We start from the raw sequence: 22,376 nt of genomic DNA, 5'->3' as shown, positions 1-22,376 counted from the left end.
CTATCCCTACTCTCTGCTAACATTGTTTAAGTACCATTGCCCGTTTGGACTGACCACCAATCCTTTTACAGATTCGTCATATGCTGCAGTTACCGTCCCATGTTCCATCACAATCCAAGGAGCATCCTTCATGACCATCAAATTCGCTTCTTGAAGTTCCTTGGCCCGCTCATCCTGGTCCACACTTTCACGGGATTTATCGACCAATTTATCAAATTCCGGATTGTTATACCGACTGTAATTTGAGGCATCAATATTGTCTGAGTGTAAATTCGGGTATAACAATTCACTGCCATCCGCCGTACTGTTAGCCCAGCCCAAGAAAGTCATTTCATAATTCCCTTTTCTTGTTGTTTCCAGAAATGTACCCCATTCCATTGATTCAATCTTCGCATTCAATCCAATGTCATTTAGCTGGGATTGAACAATTTCTGCCATTTTCATATAATTATCGCGGTTTGCTGCTAACAAGGTGATTTTTTTACCTTTATAGCCATTCTCTTCAATAAGTTGCTTGGCTTTCTCTTGATCGTAAGGGTAGCCTTCCTCTTTCGCTTTCTCATCATATCCGAATATTTTAGGACCAATGATACTTTTATTTAAAATGCCAAGCCCATGAAGCTGATTTACATATGCTTCTTGGTCAACCCCATAAGCGACTGCTTGTCTAAATTTAAGGTCATTAAATGGTTCCTTTTCCACATTGAAACCTAAATAGGAAACTCTAGTCCCCTTACCTTTATATACTTTTACATTCTTTAATGATTCGATTCTCGACAGCTGATCTGAAGGCAAATTGTCAATAAATTGCACCTTGTTTGTTTGCAGCATGGATATTGCAGTCGACGTTTCAGGCACTACCTTGAACGTTACCTTCTTTAATTTAGCGGGGTCGCCCCAATAATCTTTATTCTTTTTTAGGGTAATATGGTCCCCTTCAACCCACTCTTCAAATACAAACGGACCTGTTCCAACGGGTTTTTTGTTAATGTCTCCTTCTTTGTCTGCTTTGGGACTGACAATGGCAGCATTAGTATGGCTTAATGCAGCCAACATTGGCCCATATGGCTTTTTCGTTTTTAAGATAACTGTATAATCATCCTTGACTTCTATTGAACTGATCGGTGCCAATAAAGAAGCTCTTGGTGCAGCTCTTTTAGGATCCTTCATCTGTTCAAAAGTATATTTGACAGCTTCCGCATTAAATGGCGACCCATCATGGAACTTAATCCCCTTCCGCAGTTTTATTTCCCACGTATTATCATCCGGGGTTTCATAACTTTCTGCTAAAAGTGGTTTTACTTCCATTGTTTCAGCGTCTTGAATGAACAACGTCTCATACACTTGTGCGGTGACATTGGATGAAACAGAATCATTTGTGTCGATAGGCGAAAGCCCGGCAGCATCAGAAGTAGATGCATATGTAATTTCTTGAGAAACATTGCCATTACTTTTCTTGGCGTTGCTATCTCCACATGCTGCTAACAAACACATTGATAACAATAAAAGCATCGATATAAAAATTGATTTTTTCATAGATTCATTTCCCCCTTTTGGTTACATATCGATTTCCATATTTGGATCAAGTGCGTCTCTTAATCCATCTCCCACAACATTGAAAGCAAAAACTGTCAGCATAATGGCGATCCCGGGGACTATTGACATATGTGGCGCTTCCCACATAAAATCCTGTCCAGCTGCAATCATTGCCCCCCATTCAGGCGTTGGCGGTTGGGCACCAAGTCCCAAAAAACTCAAAGCGGAAGTGGACAAGATCGCTGTCGCCATTCGCATGGTTGCAAAAACAATAATTGGTGCAGTGCAGTTAGGTAAAATATGTTTAAAAAGAATGCGGGTGTCGCTTGCCCCCAGCGATTTCATTGCCATGATGTATTCTTGCCTTTTAATAGATAAAACACTTCCACGAACGATCCTGGCACAGCCTGGAATGGACCATATACTGATCGCAATCACGACATTAACCAAACTAGTCCCTAGAATGGCAATAACCAGCATGGCTAATAAAATTCCTGGAAACGCAAATAACAAGTCAACAATTCTCATGACTATTCCGTCAACTCTGCGATAATAACCTCCTAGCAGTCCCAACGTAAGTCCGCCTATTAACCCTAGTGAAACTGCTGATAAACCGACAATTAAAGAAATTCTTGCCCCATAAACTACTCGAGACCAAATATCTCTTCCATAGTTGTCCGTCCCAAGATAATGGTGGGGAGAACCTATCCCCAAATTAGTCTCCGAAAGGTTTTGTGTATTCGGTCCATAACTGACAAGCAGCGGAGCGAAAATTGCGAAAGTAACTTGTAAGAAAACGACTGCCAACCCTATGACGGCCAATTTATTTTTCATAAGCCGCTTGGCAGTCTGAACAATTACTTTCTCTTCCTTTTTCTCATTAGGAGTATCTATTTGGGCTGCCGCACTATTTTCCATTCATTACACCTCCTATTCATAACTTATTCTTGGATCAATCAGGGCGTAGATAATATCCACCACAAGATTAACGACAACAAAAATAGCAGCAACGAGTAAAACAGTCCCCTGTATGATTGGAAAATCTCTGGCCGCTATTGCATCAATCATCAGTCTGCCTATGCCATTTATGGCAAACACCTGTTCAGTAATGACGGTCCCACCTAATAACGCTCCAAAGTCAATACCTATAATCGTTATTACTGGAATCATTGCATTGCGTAATGCATGCACCCATACGACAGAACGCCTCTTCACTCCCTTCGCTCTTGCGGTACGAATGTAGTCGGATTTAATCACTTCCAGCATTGACGAACGGCTCATTCTTGCAATTAAGGCAGCAGATGCTGTGCCTAATGTTATTGCTGGTAAAATCAATTCCTTGATTCCCTCCGCGCTGAAAACAGAATAACTCAACCCGCCTACTGGCAGCAGCTGAAGATTTACACCGAATACCAGGATGAGCATCGCCCCCAGCCAGAAGTTCGGGATAGACACCCCTAGTAAAGCAACGGTAGTACTTGACAAATCAATCCAGGAATTGTGTTTAATAGCAGAAAGAATTCCAGTGATTACACCAATAACGATTGCCACAATCATACTTGCAATTCCCAATTTGAATGTGTTAGGAAATCTGCTTATGATAGCATCGGAAACAGACTGACCCGTTTGATATGAATAGCCAAAATCTCCATGAAAAACACCGGCAAGATAATCAAAATACTGGACTAACACCGGTTTATCCAATCCCATACTTGCCCGCACTGCCTCCAAATCAGATGCGGATGCTGTAGGACCAGCTACGATTGCAGCGGGATCTCCAGGAGCGATAAACATACTGATGAACACAATGAAAGAGATACCAAATAATAGTAAAAACAACTGAAAAAACCTTCTGATAATCAGGCTTATCATTTTTCTCCTCCTTCCTGTAATGTTTAAATTATTTAAAACTTCTATATAGACTATAAGTTTATAAATATAATACAAAATGGAAAATAGGATGTCAATACAAAAATTAAGTGATATAAGTGAAACGTTTACAATTTGTTTATTATTTTTAAATTTTACTTTCGATTTGTTAAGTGGTATGCTTTAAACTCAACCAATATAATGGTATTTTTGCCATAGTAGCCAGTTTTGCTTTTATATTGTTAGAATACATGGATAAATATATATTGAATCATGATAAAATAGATATATCATTTGTTCGAGGAGTTGCTCTATGAAGTATGATAAAATTGACAAAAAACTAATTAACGAATTGATTGAAGATGGCAGAATTTCTTATGTGGAATTAGCCGAAAAAGTCGGGATTTCAAGAGTTGCGGTGAAGGAAAGAATACAAGCCTTAAAAGCTGAAGGAGTCATCGAGAAATTCACCATTACGGTAAACTCCGAGAAATTCGGCAAGCAGGTCTCCGCTTTTTTTGAAGTGGACGTGGAGCCCAAACAGCTTCAACTGGTGGCACAAAATCTTGCGGACAATCGAAATGTGGCCAGTATCTATCAAATGACTGGGCCAAGTACATTACATATGCACGTTTTGGTAGAGGATTTCAAGAAATTAGAGGAATTCATTAATGACGAATTATATTCTGTTCAAGGTATTACGAGAGTGGAGAGCAGTATTTTATTAAAGCGCTTTAAAAGCAGATCAGGTTACAAACTTTAAGCTTTCATATGTGAAGGTTTATTTCAATTTTTTTCCGAAATTCATCCCTGCAGTGATGAATGAGTGGCCGGTTCTCACCTCCGGCCAATATACGCACCCCTATTTAAAATCTTTGAATCCTTTGCAAGGCCAAGCATTGTAATTAATTCCATAGACTTCCATTTTCTCTCCTTTTTATATATGAAGGGTAAAAATCACTACCTTCGCCCCAATGGAATGTAATTAAAAGGTCTGTACAGACATCTGGCTTGAAATAGATCTTTTATATAGTTCATAAGCACCCACCATTAAAAATAGTTCCGATTATCAACAACAGATAACCGGAACCTTTTCTAGGCTAGAATATCGCAATGACATCCTGCCATACGATCCAATCAGAATTTCTTAATGGAACCTTTTGCTCCAACTTTATTTTAATCACTCTTCTCCCCTAAATGCATGTTGTGTTGTCGGACGCTTACTCAGAAGACTGTTCTTATACAACAAGTAATAAGATGCAGCCGACCAGCTGAAATTTTTCGTACTGCGTCCTTTGCCATTTAATGGGTTGTAATTCTCATGGATTGCACCATTCCCCATTAAACCTTCTGCATGGTTAAATAGCTTTTTGGTTGCTTCTGTTGCTTCTCTGTCAAAACCATAATTTTGCAGTGCTTCTACACCAAACAAAGCTTGGTCCAGCCAAACCGGGCCGCGCCAATAGGTGTCCGGATTGAATTTTTCATTATCTTTTGATGCGGTTGGAAAAGGCAAATACGTATTAAATTTACCCTCGTCCATCATATGATCCTTTACACTTTTTGCCTGCTTGTCTGTAGCGACATTTGCCCAAAGTGGGAGCCAACCTTCCGTGCCCTTTCCCCTGTTCACTAACAATTTTGTTTTAGAACCATCATCATTGATTTGTAAATCGTAAAAGTATCCAGTTCTCTTGTCATACATGTTTTCTTGAATATATTTCTTCAGCTTGCTTGCATCATCAGTTAGTTTCTTCTCGTCTTCATTCTTTCCTAGTTCAGCTGCCATCAGTTTCAGAAAACCCTTTTCCGCATAGAGATAGGAGTTCAGGTCGACGGACTCTTGATTAATGGAGTAACCGACTACTTCTCCATCCCTTTTGTTTTCAAAGACTTTTACACCAACATCATTTTTACCGCTGCCTTCTTTATCAAAGCGAGTAGCATTATCCATGCCGCTTTCCCAGGCAGCCGCTTCAATCACTGCCTCTTCATCAAGTTTAGGATTTTTATTTCCATCCTTGATGACTTTACCCGATTCATCCGTTTTCCAGTTGGCATCACTGACCATGCTTCCATATTCAGCAACACCATTATTGTCATGGTCACGGTTTGCATACCACCAACGATGGTAATCCATCAATTTAGGATACATCTCTTTTAAAAACTTCTTATCATTTGTTTCCTTGTAAATTTCCCAGACTGCCCAAGCCGACAATGGTGGCTTGGAATTCCGTTCGTTCCAATTGCCGCCTTCCCCACCTCGCGAGCTATCCTGATTATAGAAAATAGCGTCAATAATCGCCCCTTTATCCTGAGGTCTGACGTCATCATCAGAGTCAATCTGATAATCAAACAAGGCACGCAAATTGTTTTTCGCCAGATCCGGATGAAAATCAGCTAATGCGACATCTGCTTTCCATGAGTCCCAGCCCCACATGCCCATAAACCATTTATAGGACATTGAAGGGACAATCCCGTCATGCTTGATGGCACCAGCAGGGCTTTGCCAATTCTTGATCAATGTTTCAATCGATTTCACTGCTGCATTTTGATATTCCGGAAAATCTTTTACTTTTTTCCCAGCAAACGTCTTATCGAGATATTCTTGCCATCTCTTTTTGTTTTCTTTAAAATAGTTTTTGTGGCCGGCGATATAATCAGATAACCTTGCTTTTTCCTTTGAAAATTCATCTTTTGTAAATGTATAGGATTCTGTCGAGAAAGTGTCAAATTTCTCACCGGGGGCTATATTGATAGAATCCTTCAGCGAAGAAGTATAATTCAGGCCGTTTATTTTCGTATCGATATTTTTAGCGTGAAAAATAGTATATTTTACTTCATCAGTGGCCAAATATTCCCACTGCTTCCGTACCTTGCTGAAATGAACCTGAATCGCGTTTCCGTCTTTTTCCAGACTTGTACCGATATCGATTTTATCCTCCCCGTCAACAATGCTATCAAATACGGAACCTTTCCATGCAATCTCCAATTCCAGGGATTTTTCGCCGGTATTTTCAATATCTGTCTGTATCAAAGCGGTACGATTACTAACAAAAATCAGTGATAAATGGAGCGTGAGATCATCTAACGCATACGTTTGCTCTAACCTGCCCGGATACGAAGAAAAATCTATATACTTACTTTTACTAAGGTCATATCGTTCGTTTGTTCCTTTATTTGTCATTTGAATACGATGAATGGAATCAGAAAGGTTGACCGGATATTCTTCACCAACAATCAAAGGTCCGGCAAAACCTCCAAGTAATCTTTTATTATCTTTAGCGGGCTGATAGTATCCGTGCCAAGCACCTAGATCCGAGAAATGATTGAACTTGTTCGTGTCATATACACCATTCACTTCTTCCGTCGGATTCGCTGATAAGTCCAATACGTTTGCGAACTGATCCACCTTTGTTCGTGCCACTTTCATATTTTTATCATCACTGCTCCGGTTTGCATGATTACCTGTACTGTGCTCCTTGCTTTCACATCCTGAAATAATAAAAACCGATACCAAAACACATAGCATTACAAACAGTCTTCCATTATGTCTCCATTTTTCCATCAAAGTCCCCTCCCTGAATCAACCATTTTCCCTTGCAATCTCTACAATAGACTTTTTCGAAATATCTTCCAAGGACAGGGTAAAGCCTAGAGAGAAATCTTCGAACTTACACCGATAGCGATCCAGTTGATTTTGTCCGCAGGAATTGCTTCCAAGGCCATTTTGCCGTCTATCTATATGCCAAACAATGTAGTTCCGTTTTTCCAAATCTATCGTATGAGCGGCCTTTTCTACATCACTGTCTTCATAATAGGAGGCACTGAATGCCACTTCTTCATCCGCTCTGCACAGCAGGGAATCGCCTGTTGCATTGTTCATGCTCACCCAATCGCATTTCATATGGTTGCCATTCTCTTGGGGCACCACGTAGTTGACAAACAATTCATCTACCGATTTTGTAAAAACACCCGGATAGGATGATTGGCAGGAATCCGCATAGTTTTCATGCGGCCCGAGACCGCGCCAAGATACTTGATTCCATTGCTTATCAATCTTCATGTCAACACCGATACGCGGCAGCATTGGCGGCGCATTTTCCTTTCTGCCTGCAGCAATCCCGGCAATTTCAACATGTATTTTGCCATCAGATGAAACAGTGTATCTGCTAGTAATATCATAGTACCAGGAGCTGTTTGTCGTACCAAAGAAAGAGTGGACTTCCCATATAAATTCACTCGCTTCCACCTTCCATGTCACATCACGAACTGATTCATGACCGAGGTGCATGAAGTATTTATTTCGATAATCTTCCAGTATATACATATCGTTATCAATCGGCGCCCGCCAGAAATTCAGTCGAGGGCCCTGTTGAATGATCTCCTGTCCCTGGTGGATCATTTGGTCAAGTCTACCCCTCACTTTATCAAAAGCTACTGTGAAATCTTTTCCAGTTACCAGTATACAACTTTCCTTTTCCTGCACTTGAAGGTTTGCAGGATGATTGATAGCTGGTTCTGATATACGCTCCTCCTTATGGTAAACAAATACACTGCGTGTCACTTCGAATCCGGCATCTGCCCATTTTTCCTGTTGCCTGAGTTGATAAATAAAATGGACCGTATACTGAGCTCCAGGTTGTTTTTGGCTAATTTCAGGGTATGTTATTTTCAGCTCAGATACTTGTCCGCCGGCTGTTTCAGGGATATCCATTTCATTTTCCTCAATTAACCGATCATCTTCGTAATAACGACATATTAATTGAAATGCATCCAATCCACAGAAATCCTGGCGATTGGTTAACCTGAACATACCTGCTTGTAAATCTATTGCAGTCATTTCAACCGGTTCAATGACTTTTTTAAATTCCGTTAAAGCCGTGGAAGGCGTCCGGTCAGGCATTAGCAACCCATCTATACAGAAGTTGCTGTTATTCGGGTCATCACCGAAGTCCCCGCCGTATTTGTAATACGTTGTTCCATCCGGCGCTTTCGTTTCAATGCCATGATCAAACCATTCCCATATAAAACCGCCCTGCATATGTTCGTGCGCATAAAAAATATCCTGATACTCCTTCAGATTCCCTGGTCCGTTTCCCATGGCGTGGCCATATTCGCATAATATATGAGGCTTTTGTGTATTTGCGACAATTTGATCCATCGTTAATCCATTTTCCCGCTCCAGCCATGTATACATGGTAGAATACACATCACTTACTTCTGCTTCAAAATCTCCTTCATAATGCACAAGACGAGTCGGATCAGCAGCCTTGGCATACGCAGCCATTTTACGGAAGTTTTGTCCGAATGCCGATTCATTTCCGAGGGACCACATCAAGATAGATGGATGATTTTTATCCCGCTGCAGCATGCGCTTCAATCTGTTTACAAAAGCCATTTCCCACTCCGGATTGTCAGCTAGCCATTTATAATCACCCGTCAATTCAAAACCATGGCATTCCAGATCCGTTTCATCAATCACGTAAAGCCCATATTCATCACATAAATCATATAAGTATGGTGCGTTCGGGTAATGGGCAGTTCTCACCGCATTGATATTATGCTGTTTCATCAGCTGGATATCAGCCTCTACGTTTGCTTTCGTGGTCACCCTGCCGTGAACCGGGCTGTAATCGTGTCTGTTGACACCCTTCAGTTTAATCGCCTTGCCGTTTACCAAAAACGTATTGCCTGCAAGCGCAATTTGCCGGAACCCGACAGACTGCCTGATGACTTCTACAATATGATCCCCCTGATACACCGTGATCAGCAGTGTATACAAATTTGGCACTTCTGCGGACCATTTTTCTGGAGAATTCACTTCTGCTACAAGACTCTGCTTCGCCGGAAGTGTTTGATTCAAAATCGATTTACCCGTCGAATCCAACAGTTCATAAGCAATCATTTGTCCCCGCACTTTCAAAACAGGATGAACAAGTAATGTTGCGTGTTGGTAGTTTTGGTCGAAATACGTTTTCACCGTAAAATCATATAACCCCATAACCGGCCTGGCATAAAGTGTCACATCACGGAAAATGCCGCTTAGCCACCACATATCCTGATCCTCCAGATAGGTGCCGTCCGACCACTGAAATACACGGACCGTAACGATATTGGAACCGACGCGAAGTATGTTTGACACATCGAATTCACTCTGGATTCGGGCCCCTTTGCTGTATCCAACAAACACATCATTTATAAACAGCTCAAATGCAGAATCCACTCCTTGGAAGTTGAGGATATACTGGAAATCTGCTTTGATTTCTTCTATTTGTATTGTCCGACGGTAGATGCCTGTCGGATTTTCGGTAGGTACATATGGCGGATTAATTGGAAAGTTATACCATAGATCCGAATAATGCATTTTTCCGTATCCCTGGAGCTGCCAATTGCCTGGTACTTCCACTTTGTCCCATGACGAACAGTCAAACGCTGTTTCATAAAAGCCATCGGGGCTGTATTCCGGGGCATCCAGGAAAAGAAAAGACCACATTCCGTTCAGACTCAAGTGAAAATGAGAAGCGGATACATCTCTTTCAATGGCTGCTGACCTTGTCGGGTAACTATCAAAATGCGCACGCGGCTCCAACCTGCCAATACCATCAATCTGGTTATTTTCCCATCTTTTCTTTTCGATCATGTTTGACTCCCCCTGATTGTTTATTTTCATACCTCTTATAGCAAGCATAGGCAAATCCAACGAATACCACGATACCTAACACATTATATAGAAGGCTGAATAAAGGATTTGCTGTTCCTTCTGCAAATGTCCCCGTCTTGAAATACGCCAATAATGCAGCTGGTGATGGAAAGGTGGAGACAAAAAATGCGAAGGTAAAAAACACCAGCAATAGCACTCCAACCCCAATTCCGGTTTTTCTGCTGCCCATCTGAAAGCCCCTGGGCAAGTGGTCTTTCTTTGTTCGCAGTACAATGTATGATACAAGTAAAAACAATACAGGTATCAATGAAGTTGCCGCCGTCATATTGATAAGTGTTTTCAACAACGTATCAATAGATCCTATTCCCAGTGCAGGGATAATCATCAGTACGGTAACCACGACAGCTTGCAGGATAAGGGCATTTGTAGGGTTTCCTTCTTCATTTGTCCTCGAGACCCATTTTCCAAAAATACCGCTTGGGATTTCCGAGAATAAAATTTTCACCGGTGCCGCCGTCCAAATCACCAGAGAACCCGCAGCACTTAAAAGCATAATCAATCCGACAATCCGCGTCATAATGCCACTGCTAATCCCAAAGTGATTGCCTAAAACAGCAAATGCATCGAATAACGCATTGGAATAATTTCCTTGCAGCTGTTCAGCAGGCAAAACCAGGCCGACTGCTGCAGCGCCTAAAGCGTAAATCACACCAATGGATATCGCTGAGATAATGAGCGTTTTAACAAAGGTCTTGTTTCCGCCCTTAATGTCTTTCACATAAACGCCCACTGCTTCAGCACCGCCTACCGCTTGCAATATCCAGGCCAGCGTCATTAAATAATTCCAGTTCGCGCCAGGTAGGACTGACTCGCCGGAAAATTCTTGCGCTGATGGTTCCCTAAGCAAAAAGTATACTGCCAATGCAAGTATAATGAAGCCTACCCCCATCAATATTCTTGCGATTCCAGATACATCTGTAACTTTAGAAATCCATGACACCCCTTTTACCGACACGAATGTGGTTAACCAAAAAAGGATAATAGATAGGAGAGAAATAGTGATCGTTCCATGGACGCCGCTAAAAACGTTATGGCCAACAAATGTATAGGAAGCATAAATTAACGTCTGGGGCAATAAGGACACAAAGAAAAACAAGTTGACAAAAAAATACGACCATGAACCAAGAAAAGCCCATTTATCACCTAACGACGTTCTAATCCAACTGTACACACCCGACTCTGCATCTGTATTGGCGGAGGAAAATTCGCCTATCATCAAAGCAAACGGAAAAAAATAAAATACAGTTGCGAATAAAAAAGTCGGAACCGCTGAAAGTCCGATACTTGCCGTTGCATTTATGATGTTATTAAATGCGAATACTGCCGTAAAAGTCATCAGCAGGAAAGATACAGAACTGATTCTCCTTCTGTTTTCATTCATTACAAAACAACTCCTTTCAGTTCCCGTAAACAACGATATTACTTGAATTTCGTCATTTCTGGTATAATGTTTACACGCTTCATTATGAATGGGTGCGCTTTCATTATAGTAGAAAGAAACATGTTTCTAACATAACCATACGTTGTTACTATTTGACATTATGTTGCATGGAGGAGTTTATATTGTTTAAGTCCATAGGCACATTTCAAATGAAAGAAAAGTGGAATGATGAATTTTACATATTTGAGTGCGGATATGAGGATGTGCAGCCCCGTGAACCGTATCAATATGAGCCGATCGATTATTACCTAATACACTATATCACGAAAGGAGAGGGCCTTTTTTTCATCGAGGATGAAGTGCATCACCTGAAAGAGAAAGAGGGGTTTATCATTCCCCCTCATACGAAAAATAATTATTATCCATTAGCTGGTAATCCGTGGAGCTACAGATGGATTGGATTCAATGGAACGTTATCCCAGCAATTTTTCCAGCAGTGCGGATTCCTTACTGCTCCCTCAGCAGGTACTGCCAATTACATATACACTTTCCATGATAAAGATAAAATGGATGAACTATTCGCAAATGTATATTACTATTCGGACAGCGGACAGCATTTTGCCGCTCTCGGCGAGGCATTCCATATTCTAAATTTATTAAGCAAGCAGCATCAGGAGGAATTGCGTCATCGATTAACTGATGCTGAAAAATATGTGCAACATGCCGTCAAATTGATTCACGCCAATTATCAAAATCCTGCTTTCTCCGTTGAATTTCTGGCGGAAAAAGTTCAAATTGAACGTTCTTATTTGTTCAGGCTCTTTAAAAAACATTTGAACATCAGTCCGAAAACATACTTGGTTCAGACTCGACTAAATAAATCCACTGAACTTCTGAGGAAAAGCAGTAACGCTATAGAAGAGATTGCCTACCTTGTCGGGTTTATTAGTGCTTCTCACTTTTCGAGACAGTTTTCCAAAAATAAGGGTATGTCCCCGTCTGCGTACCGCTCGAGATTTTTCGCAGATCGGAAGTAATACTATATCTTTCCAATTTTTTGACGAATGACTCCATAAGTAAAAACACATGGCAGTTTGGAGAAAAGATAATAGAACACGGAGGTAACTTTGCGATAAACGATTGCTGCTTGAATTGGTTGTAATCAAATTCAAATATACGAGCCGCCTATTTAATACGCAACAAATATTATGCAAACGCGATACTGTAGTTGGCGAATTTAGAAGAAAGCATTTTCCTTCAATAAGCTTATAAGTCTGAAAACATTCCGTTTAAGATAGTTCCTTACAGGTTCCATACACAACAGAAGTGGCAGATATTACTTCGTTAATATAAACTATTAAACATAAAGCCAACTTCATTCTTAACAGATAGGAGTAGATACCTTGAAGTACCTAAGTATTATAGAATCATGTTATTCAGATCTCACGAAGTCCGAAAAAAAGATAGCCGATTATATTAAAAAGGCCGGCAAAGAAATCATTTACAAATCTATTCAAGAAGTAACCAAAATTATAGGGGTGGGAGACGCCACTATTATCCGCTTTTGTAAAAAAATTGGTTTTGAAGGATTCCAAGATTTAAAATTACAAATTGCTATGGAAGACCTATCAGAGCAGTCCCCTTCCATCGATTCCTATATCGATAGAATCCAAAATAATTTTGGTCAAGTGATTGATCGTACAATTTCACTGATCGATAAGGAAGTTTTGGATAGAGCAATTACAGCAATCGAACAATCAAAGAGAATCTTTATTTTTGGAATTGGCGCTAGTGGATTAGCAGCGCAAGAAGCGCAGGTAAGTTTTTTGCGGGTTGGAAGATCTGCAAAAGCGATTATTGATTCACATTTTCAAGCTATGGAGGCCACTACCTTCACCAAAGAAGATGTGGTGATTGTGTTAAGCCTCTCCGGAAGAACAAAGGATATATACGAATCTGCGACAATTGCCAAAAATAATAAAGCTACCATTATCGTGATTACAAACTTTATTCTGTCACCAATTGCCCAAAAGGCTGATATCACATTAAACACATCCATGGGGGAGTCCGTTGTAGATGGCGGGTCGCTTTCTGCAAAAGTATCGCAGCTTCTAGTGATTGATATTTTAACCACAGGTTATGCACTCAGAAATAAAGAAAAATCCAGTGAATTAAAGCAAATTACTGCCAAATCAATTCTGAGCAAAACTATGGATTAATAGCCCCCATCTCTCAAATTAATATATACTTCTTGAACAGTATCAACAATCATTTTCCGTTGATGCTTTTTTTGTTGGTCTAAAAAATATTTTTCCGCGATTGATTAATCTGAAAAAGGTGCTATAATATATCAATGTAACAAAACTCCTAAATTTAATTTTATTTCCGGAGTATAACTTCAATAAGTGCAAAAGGAGGATATCAAAGCTAACTAAATAAATTAAAATTAGGTACTATTTGAAAGCGCTTCAACATGATAATTAAACAAATCTATTTATATCCCGTAATATGAGCAATCTATGAATGGAAAAGTTTTTTATATCATTTAATAACTAGAAAAAGGATGATGATCATGAGTATTAAAGTTGGCGTAATCGGAATGGGACAAATGGGTACATACCACGCACAGATCTATCAAAAACTGCCATTAGTAGAATTAGTCGCCGTCTGTGAATACAATGACAAGAGACGCGAAGAAGTACAAACAGAATTCAGATGCCAAGTTTACAAAGATTATAAACGAATGTTAGCAAACCCTGAGATTGACGCAGTAAGTATCGTGCTTCCAGATAATATCCATAGAGAAGCAGTCGAAATCGCGGTGCAGCATGACAAACATATTTTATTAGAAAAACCACTCGCCAAAACATTAGAAGATGGCAAAGCACTGTATGACATCACCGAAAATTATGACAAAGTTTTCACTGTCGGGTTCTTACTGCGATTTGATCCACGATTTAATATGGTTAAACAAGCAATAGATGATGGAGAATTAGGCGACATCATTCATTTATATTGCAGAAGAAACAGCCCGATCACCGGTCCAAGACGGTATATCGGTGCTTCTGATTTAAGTATGCATGTAATGATTCATGATGTTGATTACATTAATTGGTATATGGGATGCCAGCCAGTAAAAGTATTTGCAAAAGCCCGGAGCGTATTATTGAAAGAGCATGGCATGCAAGATGTCATTTATGCTCTTGTAACCTATGAAAACGGGGCAATTGCATGTTTAGAAGCTTGTTGGGTGTTACCAGAAAACTCCCCTACTAGTATTGACGATAAATTGGAACTTGTCGGTACAAAAGGCGTAGCGTATATAGATTCCAGCGATAATGGAGTTCGTTTCATCACTGATAAACGTATTCAAAATCCCGATTCAAGACACTGGTATTATACAAATGGACAGGTTTCCGGTGACTTATCAGAGGAGCTAATGGCGTTTATTAATAATATTATCCATGGGACAAAGTCAATCATTACACCAAAAGAATCTTATGATTCTTTACGAGTAGTTGATGCAATTGAAAGATCACTCGACGAGGGAAAAGAAGTAGAACTTTAAAAAAGAGTATCCTCTGTAAAAGGAGCTGGGACAATGTCATTTAAATCAAAAGCGCAAACATTCGGGAGTAAATTAAGTAACATGGTGCTTCCAAATCTGGGAGCATTTATGGCTTGGGGAATTATAACCGCTGTAGCAGTTGCATTGGGAAATGATATGTTACAAAGCTTTATCACACCAATGCTGACATATCTTTTACCATTATTGATTGCAATTGCTGGTGGAAAAATGGTGCACGGTTATAGAGGTTCAGTGATTGGTGCGGTGGTCACCATGGGGCTGATTATTGGAACGGATATCACCATGTTTATCGGTGCGATGATTATGGGTCCACTATCGGCCTGGATACTGAAAAAATTTGATAGCCTAATAGAAAAAAAGATTCCAACAGGATTTGAATTACTAATCAACAACTTATCATCGGCGTTTATAGGTGCTGTGCTGGCAGTAATTGGTCACGTAACACTTGTCCCGGTAATTGTTGGATTAACCAAGGTTTTAGCAGCGTGTGTCGACTTCCTAATGGCGCACAGTCTTCTGCCAATAACCGCCATATTCATTGAACCGGCAAAAATATTATTTTTAAACAACGCGATCGGCCAAGGCGTATTAACGCCACTTGGAATCACACAGGTATCTGATTTAGGAAAATCTGTTTTATTCTTGCTTGAGTCCAACCCAGGACCAGGGCTAGGAATACTGTTAGCCTACATGTTTTTTGGTAAAGGAAATACAAAAGGAACGGCATATGGTGCAAGTGTGATCCACCTATTTGGGGGTATCCACGAAATATACTTTCCATTTGTACTCATGCGACCAATGCTAATTTTACCTCTCATTTTAGGCGGAATGACGGGGACATTCATTTTTTCAATATTTCACGTTGGTTTGGTAGGAATTGCTTCGCCCGGCAGTATAATTTCAATTTCACTGATGACCGCTATCGGAGATCACTTACCTATTTATGCTGGAATTTTAGCATCATGTATTGTGACTTTCTTAGTGGCTATCCCATTTATGAAAAAGTCAACAACAGATGATGAACTAAAAAATGCAGCAGATCAAATGGAACAATTAAAAGGTAAGAAAAGCAGAATTTCTTCTATGTTTGAAAGCGAAAAGCAGGATACCACCGCCTTTGATTTCTCAAAAGTGGAAAAGATTGCCTATGCATGCGATGCTGGCTTAGGATCCAGTGCAATGGGGGCGACCATTTTACAAAAGAAACTAAATAAAGCGGAAATGGAAAATATACAGGTGTTTCACGTATCTGTAAGTGATTTACCTGTAGAATGCGATATGATTATTACGCATGAGTCATTGATGGATAGAGTAAAGGAAAAGCAGTCAAATGTTTATCATATTGCTATTACAGATTATCTCAACGCACCACAGTATGAAGAGCTAATCAATGATTTGCAAAATGCCAAAAAAGAGGATTAGAAAAAGGTGAGGAATGGGCATCCCACCTTTCTCACCTGAAACATCGTTCACAGCAAGGAGAGACAATATGTTAAAAGCAGTTATCATGGATTTTGACGGTGTCGTGATTGATACTGAGGAAGTTTGGTATGACGTATATGCCCAGTGGCTGAAAAGAGAAAAGGAATATGATTTGAAAATTGAAGAATTCCTGCTTTGTGTAGGTTCGAATTATAAAAGCCTATTTCATGCATTAGAAGAAAAGGGTATTTACATTAATCATGACAAGTTTTTCGAAGATACTATGGAAATATTTCTAGACCGCAGTGACAAACTACCTGCCAAAGAAGGGACAATAGATTTTATTAAGGAAATAAAAAATCATGGTTTAAAGCTGTCCTTAGCCACATCTGCTAAAAAGCAAAAACCGATAAAACACCTGACAAGATTGGGATTAATAGATTATTTTGACTGTCTAATCACAGCCGATGATGTAGAGCGCATCAAACCCTTTCCCGACTTATTTCAAAAGGCAATCACTGAACTTAAAGTAGATAACGCGTCAGCTGTTGTTATTGAAGATTCAAATAACGGATTAATTGCAGCCAATAGAGCTGGCATAAAAACTATTGTTGTTCCGAATAAAATTACGCAGTACAGTGATTTTGATCCATATTACAAAAAAGCAGATTCTTTGAAAGAAGTAAGTGTTTCCAATCTGATCGATACTTTCAATTAACCAATAAAGGAGTAGACATTATGTTAAGAGAATTAGTTACCGTAGATGATATAGAAATTGGTATAAAAGCTGATAATTGGGAAGAGGCGATTCGCAAGTCATCCGAGCGTTTATTGGAAAAAGGGGCAATTGAAACAACATATGTGGATTCCATGATTAAAGTTTTGAACGAAAACGGACCATATATTGTATTAGGGAATCATATTGCCCTTGCACACACAAGGCCAGAATTCGGTGCGAATGAACTCGGCTTAAGCTTTTCTACACTAAACCCACCAGTTCCATTTGGGGCTAAACACTTTGATCCAATTAAGTTGATTATTACTTTTTCCGCAACAGATTCAGATTCCCATCTTATGCTGATTTCTGAATTGGCAACTATTCTAAGCGATACCGGGATCATGGAAAAACTATTCGACGCTCCAACAAAAGAAATATTTTACGAGCAGCTGCTAGAAGGATTGAACTAAACGTTGGATAGTGATCAGGCATTGGGATGAAGTTACGTTTGGATGTCAGTTCATCCAGCATCAACTGCCGTAATACCAATATTTCAAGTGCAGAAGAGCTGACAGTTACAAAGAAAAATATTCTTTTACGGTTATGTTAAATGGGATTCTGTCAATCAACAGGAATCCCATTTCCTTGTTGGCAACCATTTCACTTACTGCACCACTATCCTGCGGTTTAATACACCTTCCAGCAAAGTCCAGGCCTCATGATCACTCTTTTCGTTGATATACGGTTCAAATCCGAAGTTTAAGTACATGTTCACAGCCTGATAGCTTGTCGTTTGCGAGGTAAGATAAGCTTCCGTATGATAATCTGATAAAATATTCATTGCCGCACTGAGTAAAGGCTTGGAAAGCTTTTTTCCTTGATATTGCGGAGAAATGCCCACCCAGTGGATTCTTCCAGCTGTCTTCCCATCGCCATTTAGATCACCATACCAAGCTGTTGCCGTTCCTAGCACTTCCCCTTCCTCTTTCTCAATAAAAATACACCGGTTGACCATATCATTGATGTAAGAACCAAACTCCTGTTGAAAGTGCTCTAGAGCAGCTTTTTCATTTTTAAACTCATCTACGCTTGTTTCCACCCTAGCCCAATTTTTTTCATCCCCAATTTCAAACAACCTCATTCTAAACCCTGCTGGCAAGACATATTCAGGTATATCCAAAAGACTTTTTCTTACCATTTTAAGTGGTATTCGTTTCAACATGATCAGCTCCTTTTCAACAGCTTTTAGTCTAGGATATCACTAATAATGATAAGCTTACGACTTTTTGAAGCCTTTCTTCATCTCAATTTACGATATAGCCTTTATTCGGACATATGGTGGGTATATCGTAGCAGTAAGTTCCGCGCTTTGCATATTTATTGTGCATCATTGAAAATGCTTTAACCAAGGTACGCCAAAACGTTTTTTTCACTATTTCCTTGCGAAATTTTTCCAAACCATAGGCAAGTTTCCAAGATTTCACGTTCCTACCGTTCTCAAGGGGGCAATTTTCACATGTGCCTGTGCACAATGTGTAATAAAGCTTTTCACAACCCCAAGGCTTTACGCAAACGTTATAAGTTTTAATCCCTGTAAAAATGATCAATCTATGCACTGTTTTTCAGATGGAGAAACAGCATGCCGTCCTTCCCCCTAACAAGCCGAGGCGGCGATAGTGAAAGGGATGACCAAGGAGGGGGCTATCATTGTCCCCGTCCAAATACGAAAGGGGCGCATGAATAATTCATGCGCCTGCTTATAAAGAACTGTTTTACCTGCTTCATCGTGAAATTTCATTTGAAGTATGTTTTACGAATTCTTCTACTTCACGGAAGGAAAACAAACTCATATCCCCACTTATTGTATGCTTTAAAACGCTTGCAGCAGTTGCAAAATTGATGAGTTCAATATCATCCTCATCCTGAGCAGTTACATATTTGTGCAACACCCCAGCCGTAAATGCATCACCACCACCAACGCGATCAATAATATTAGGTATATCGAATAGTTTTGAAGTGGTTAATCTTCCTTTTCGATATATGTTTCCAACCAAACTATTATGTTCAGATGTGTATACTGTGCGATTTGTCGAATAAATGACCTCTATATTCGGATACCCTTTTAATATCTCGGCGTAGACATTTTCCAAGGTGTATTCTTGTAATTCAATCCCCATTAGATATTTTGCATCTAAAATTCCTGCAGACAAAATATCAATATAAGGCAAGATTTTTTTCAAAGCATTTCCACATTCTTCTTGTGACCAGAGTTTTGTACGGTAATTGATATCAAAACTCGTTGTAACATTCCTTTTTTTTGCTTCTTCTAAGAGAGTAACAACCAAAGAAAGCCAATTTTGCGATAGCGCAGTTGTAATACCGGTAATGTGAAATAAATCTCTTCCTTCAAATAACTCATCAAAACTCCAAGGCAGTTCTTTAGCTGTGGAAAAGCTCGAGTGTGCACGATCATAGACAACATTTGGCTTACGTACTCCGGCGCCGGTTTCTAGATAATAAGTTCCTAAACGTTCCCCTCTAAAAGTAACCATACGAGTAGATACACCAAAGCTTTCTATATATCTCTTTGCCCCTAATCCAAGTGGATTTTCGGGCAGGAAGCTCGCAAAGGACACATCATGACCAAAGTTAGCCAGACTCACTGCTACGTTCGCTTCACTGCCCCCGTAATGCACAAGCAATTGATTCGCTTGAGATAGAGGGGTACCTTTATCTGTTGAAAAACGAGCCATTATTTCTCCAAGTGTAATGATGCTACTCATTTCTCTGACCATTCCTATTCGATTTTATTTCTTCATATCTCGCTATATATTTCTCTGCCATTTCTGTAGTACCTGCAAAGTCGCCTCTTGCAGCGGGGGCCATCAGGTTGCCACCAACGCCAATAGCAACTACTCCGGCTTCAAACCATTCTTCCATATTTTCTAAACTTACACCACCAGTAGGCATAATATTCAGATGCGGCAGTGGCGCTTTAAAGGCTTTTACGATGGAGGAGCCAAATGCGTTACCCGGGAATAATTTAATAATATCTGCACCCGCTTTTGTTGCCGTAATGATTTCTGTAATGGTCATACAACCTGGCATATACGGTATATGATAGAGATTGCAAATATTAGCTGTTTCCGCATCAAACGTAGGACTTACAATAAATTGCGCCCCTGCCATAATGGCGATACGTGCTGTCACAGCATCCAACACTGTTCCTGCGCCAACGACTATTCCTGGAACATCCTCGTATTTTGATGCAAGCTCAACGATTACTTGTTCTGCTTTGGGAATAGTAAACGTCAACTCGATTCCTGTTATTCCACCAGCAATAACAGCTTCTGCTCCTTTGATTGCATCCTTCTTTGAATCCCCACGCACTACTGCGACAACAGGTTTTTCCACCAATTTATTCAAAATCTCTTGTTTTTTCATGTTGTCTGATTTCTCCTTCGAAAGATATTTTGTCATACATGTTACAACATAAGCTCCCAACAAAAGGATTACTTCTTCATAAACTTCACTATTACTCATTACTCGTCATTTTTTTATTCGTACCTGGGCTTTCCGGCCAAAGGGTGTTGTATGGTTGTCCCGTTAAATCTTCTACCGCCTTCCGCGTTTCTTCTTTCACCCCGGACTTTAACCCGCCTGCTTCTAAACGGTCTAATTCCTGTTTAAGCAAATTGTGCGTATGTTTATTCAGATTAAATGTCCAAGAAAAGAATAGGGCCGAAACAATAAGTACCACTGGTCCCACAAAAAAGATCAAAGCTATTCCTGTTTGAACAGAATGCGGAACATTAGATACATTTGTCATCGTTTCGGAATTGAACCCGATTCCCGCCAATAGGAGCCCGGCCACCCAGGAAGCAAGAGCGCCTGTTGACTTTCTAAAAAAAGTCATCACAGATGCATAAATTCCAGCCCTGCTTTCACGAGTCATCATACGATCGACATCCGGAATAAACGGAAAAACGTTCCAAGGTGTGAATTCCAAAATGGCACGACCCGCTTGATAAAATACAGAAATGGTAATCAATATCCACAATGGGTTTTGAATATGTAAAGCCCATGTCGCAAAGTACCCAACCATTGTGAGGATAATTGTAATGTAGCTGAGCGAAAACAGAAATTTTGGACCATGGGTGATCATCAGTTTAGCTGCAATCAGTGTCACCACAATACCAAAAATAGAAAGTGCTTGAAGCGTCCAGGGAAAATCTGCCTTTACACCATATATACAACAAATAATAAAGGTAGGTAGCATAGTTGAGTAAAAGTCTTTGCCAGTAAAAGATAAAAGATATATTGCCAGATGTTTGCGGAAGGCTTTGTTTTTGAAAGTAGAAAGGTAATCTTTTATCGTTTTTTTAATAAATTCTATTAAACCTAGTTTCGGCCTTGATTCTAATTCCTCAATAAATTCTTTTGTCAACGGTTTTTCCCAAGTGGTTCTATAAGAAATAAATATGGATACAACAAATATAACCGTCCAAATAATTCCAGTTATCAGGTATGCATTAGGGTTCTGCAAATGCTGCAATACTGCTAAAACTATAAAAACAAGTGATGTTCCTGTAGCGGATATAAACATTCTTGAACCAGATAAGACTGTTCGAAGGGTATAATCTTCCGTCATTTCGTTTGGCAGTGTTTCCCACGGGATCAATATCATCGCGATAACCAACTCAATTGCCACATAAATGATTAAGTAATATCGCCAATCATCAGATGGTACCCAAAACAAGGGAAACAATATTGCAAATAGAATTGCCCCTAATAACATAAAGAAATGGCGGCGGCCGAAGCGTTGTCCAAGCTTTGTCCTATAGAAACCATCTGTAATTGCACCAAAGAACAATGAAAAAATAGCATCAATAATCCGGCCAATACCTGTGATTGCCCCTGCAAAAGCAGGACTGATCCCTTGACTTAGTACAAAAGCAAAAATGACACCAGAAACAATATTATTCCATCCGCCTCCCATTAAATCTGTTAAACCGTATCCAACTCCGCGAGCAACAGTAATAGGCTTTTTCCGATAAACCCAATTGTTTTCTCTAGACATTTTCTATTCCCTTCTTTCTGTTTTTTTGTAGATTTAACGGCTTTGCTTTTCTTAAAA

General features: G+C 39.8%; 17 protein-coding genes. 7 read left to right on the top strand and 10 right to left on the bottom strand.

Features of this window, described 5'->3' with window-relative positions:
* Positions 1-6: 6 nt before the first annotated feature.
* Genes ACFSMW_RS17480 through nikB form a run of 3 tightly spaced genes read right to left on the bottom strand, consistent with a single transcriptional unit; the run spans position 7 to position 3,408 of the window.
* Positions 7-1,536, bottom strand: coding sequence for a glutathione ABC transporter substrate-binding protein (locus tag ACFSMW_RS17480; protein ID WP_390357582.1), 1,530 nt, complete (start codon positions 1,534-1,536; stop codon positions 7-9).
* 21 nt (positions 1,537-1,557) lie between these two features.
* Complete coding sequence (locus ACFSMW_RS17475; RefSeq protein WP_390357581.1) at positions 1,558-2,454, bottom strand: ABC transporter permease; 897 nt, start codon at positions 2,452-2,454, stop codon at positions 1,558-1,560.
* A 12-nt stretch (positions 2,455-2,466) separates the two neighbouring features.
* Positions 2,467-3,408 (bottom strand): nickel ABC transporter permease, encoded by a 942-nt coding sequence (gene nikB, locus ACFSMW_RS17470; RefSeq protein WP_390357580.1) that lies wholly within the window; start codon positions 3,406-3,408, stop codon positions 2,467-2,469.
* A gap of 310 nt (positions 3,409-3,718) precedes the next feature.
* Here nikB and ACFSMW_RS17465 point away from each other — a divergent pair, with 310 nt between their 5' ends.
* Positions 3,719-4,168 carry an Lrp/AsnC family transcriptional regulator gene (locus ACFSMW_RS17465; protein ID WP_390357579.1) on the top strand — a complete coding sequence of 150 codons (450 nt, stop codon included), beginning with the start codon at positions 3,719-3,721 and terminating at the stop codon, positions 4,166-4,168.
* A gap of 417 nt (positions 4,169-4,585) precedes the next feature.
* Here the strand turns inward: ACFSMW_RS17465 and ygjK are convergent, their stop codons facing one another.
* Genes ygjK through ACFSMW_RS17450 form a run of 3 tightly spaced genes read right to left on the bottom strand, consistent with a single transcriptional unit; the run spans position 4,586 to position 11,510 of the window.
* Positions 4,586-6,973, bottom strand: a complete 2,388-nt coding sequence (gene ygjK, locus ACFSMW_RS17460; protein ID WP_390357578.1) for an alpha-glucosidase — start codon at positions 6,971-6,973, stop codon at positions 4,586-4,588.
* An 18-nt stretch (positions 6,974-6,991) separates the two neighbouring features.
* On the bottom strand, positions 6,992-10,048 hold the full coding sequence (ebgA, locus tag ACFSMW_RS17455) for a beta-galactosidase subunit alpha (RefSeq protein ID WP_390357577.1): 3,057 nt from the start codon (positions 10,046-10,048) through the stop codon (positions 6,992-6,994).
* Positions 10,020-11,510 (bottom strand): amino acid permease, encoded by a 1,491-nt coding sequence (locus ACFSMW_RS17450; RefSeq protein ID WP_390357576.1) that lies wholly within the window; start codon positions 11,508-11,510, stop codon positions 10,020-10,022. The genes ebgA and ACFSMW_RS17450 overlap by 29 nt, the downstream gene beginning before the upstream one ends.
* A gap of 182 nt (positions 11,511-11,692) precedes the next feature.
* On the opposite strand from ACFSMW_RS17450, the gene ACFSMW_RS17445 reads away from it, so the two are divergent.
* The 6 genes from ACFSMW_RS17445 (at position 11,693) to ACFSMW_RS17420 (ending at position 17,709) form a co-directional block, all read left to right on the top strand.
* The gene (locus tag ACFSMW_RS17445; protein WP_390357575.1) at positions 11,693-12,547 is read left to right on the top strand and encodes an AraC family transcriptional regulator; all 855 of its coding nucleotides are present in this window, start codon (positions 11,693-11,695) and stop codon (positions 12,545-12,547) included.
* Between the two features lie 366 nt (positions 12,548-12,913).
* Positions 12,914-13,729, top strand: a complete 816-nt coding sequence (locus tag ACFSMW_RS17440; RefSeq protein WP_390357574.1) for a MurR/RpiR family transcriptional regulator — start codon at positions 12,914-12,916, stop codon at positions 13,727-13,729.
* A 347-nt stretch (positions 13,730-14,076) separates the two neighbouring features.
* On the top strand, positions 14,077-15,078 hold the full coding sequence (locus ACFSMW_RS17435; RefSeq protein ID WP_390357573.1) for a Gfo/Idh/MocA family protein: 1,002 nt from the start codon (positions 14,077-14,079) through the stop codon (positions 15,076-15,078).
* Positions 15,079-15,111: 33 nt separating this feature from the next.
* On the top strand, positions 15,112-16,521 hold the full coding sequence (locus ACFSMW_RS17430) for a PTS mannitol transporter subunit IIBC (RefSeq protein WP_390357572.1): 1,410 nt from the start codon (positions 15,112-15,114) through the stop codon (positions 16,519-16,521).
* Between the two features lie 67 nt (positions 16,522-16,588).
* Positions 16,589-17,239 (top strand): HAD family hydrolase, encoded by a 651-nt coding sequence (locus tag ACFSMW_RS17425; RefSeq protein ID WP_390357571.1) that lies wholly within the window; start codon positions 16,589-16,591, stop codon positions 17,237-17,239.
* Between the two features lie 20 nt (positions 17,240-17,259).
* Positions 17,260-17,709, top strand: coding sequence for a PTS sugar transporter subunit IIA (locus tag ACFSMW_RS17420; protein WP_390357570.1), 450 nt, complete (start codon positions 17,260-17,262; stop codon positions 17,707-17,709).
* Between the two features lie 194 nt (positions 17,710-17,903).
* Here the strand turns inward: ACFSMW_RS17420 and ACFSMW_RS17415 are convergent, their stop codons facing one another.
* The 4 genes from ACFSMW_RS17415 to ACFSMW_RS17400 all read right to left on the bottom strand — a co-directional run bounded on the left by ACFSMW_RS17415 (position 17,904) and on the right by ACFSMW_RS17400 (position 22,319).
* Positions 17,904-18,380, bottom strand: coding sequence for a GNAT family N-acetyltransferase (locus ACFSMW_RS17415; RefSeq protein ID WP_390357569.1), 477 nt, complete (start codon positions 18,378-18,380; stop codon positions 17,904-17,906).
* Positions 18,381-19,020: 640 nt separating this feature from the next.
* On the bottom strand, positions 19,021-20,022 hold the full coding sequence (locus tag ACFSMW_RS17410) for a PfkB family carbohydrate kinase (RefSeq protein WP_390357568.1): 1,002 nt from the start codon (positions 20,020-20,022) through the stop codon (positions 19,021-19,023).
* Complete coding sequence (locus ACFSMW_RS17405; RefSeq protein WP_390357567.1) at positions 20,015-20,683, bottom strand: bifunctional 4-hydroxy-2-oxoglutarate aldolase/2-dehydro-3-deoxy-phosphogluconate aldolase; 669 nt, start codon at positions 20,681-20,683, stop codon at positions 20,015-20,017. Before ACFSMW_RS17405 ends, ACFSMW_RS17410 begins: the two co-directional genes overlap by 8 nt.
* Positions 20,684-20,774: 91 nt before the next feature.
* A complete protein-coding gene (locus tag ACFSMW_RS17400) occupies positions 20,775-22,319 on the bottom strand; it encodes an MFS transporter (RefSeq protein WP_390357566.1) in 1,545 nt (514 codons plus the stop codon).
* Positions 22,320-22,376 lie beyond the last annotated feature (57 nt).

Origin of the sequence: Tigheibacillus halophilus (assembly GCF_042683165.1) — a bacterium.
Taxonomy (GTDB): Bacteria; Bacillota; Bacilli; order Bacillales; family Amphibacillaceae; genus Tigheibacillus; species Tigheibacillus halophilus.
Note: the sequence above shows the minus strand (reverse complement) of the source record. Positions and strands in the feature narration are given on the sequence as shown.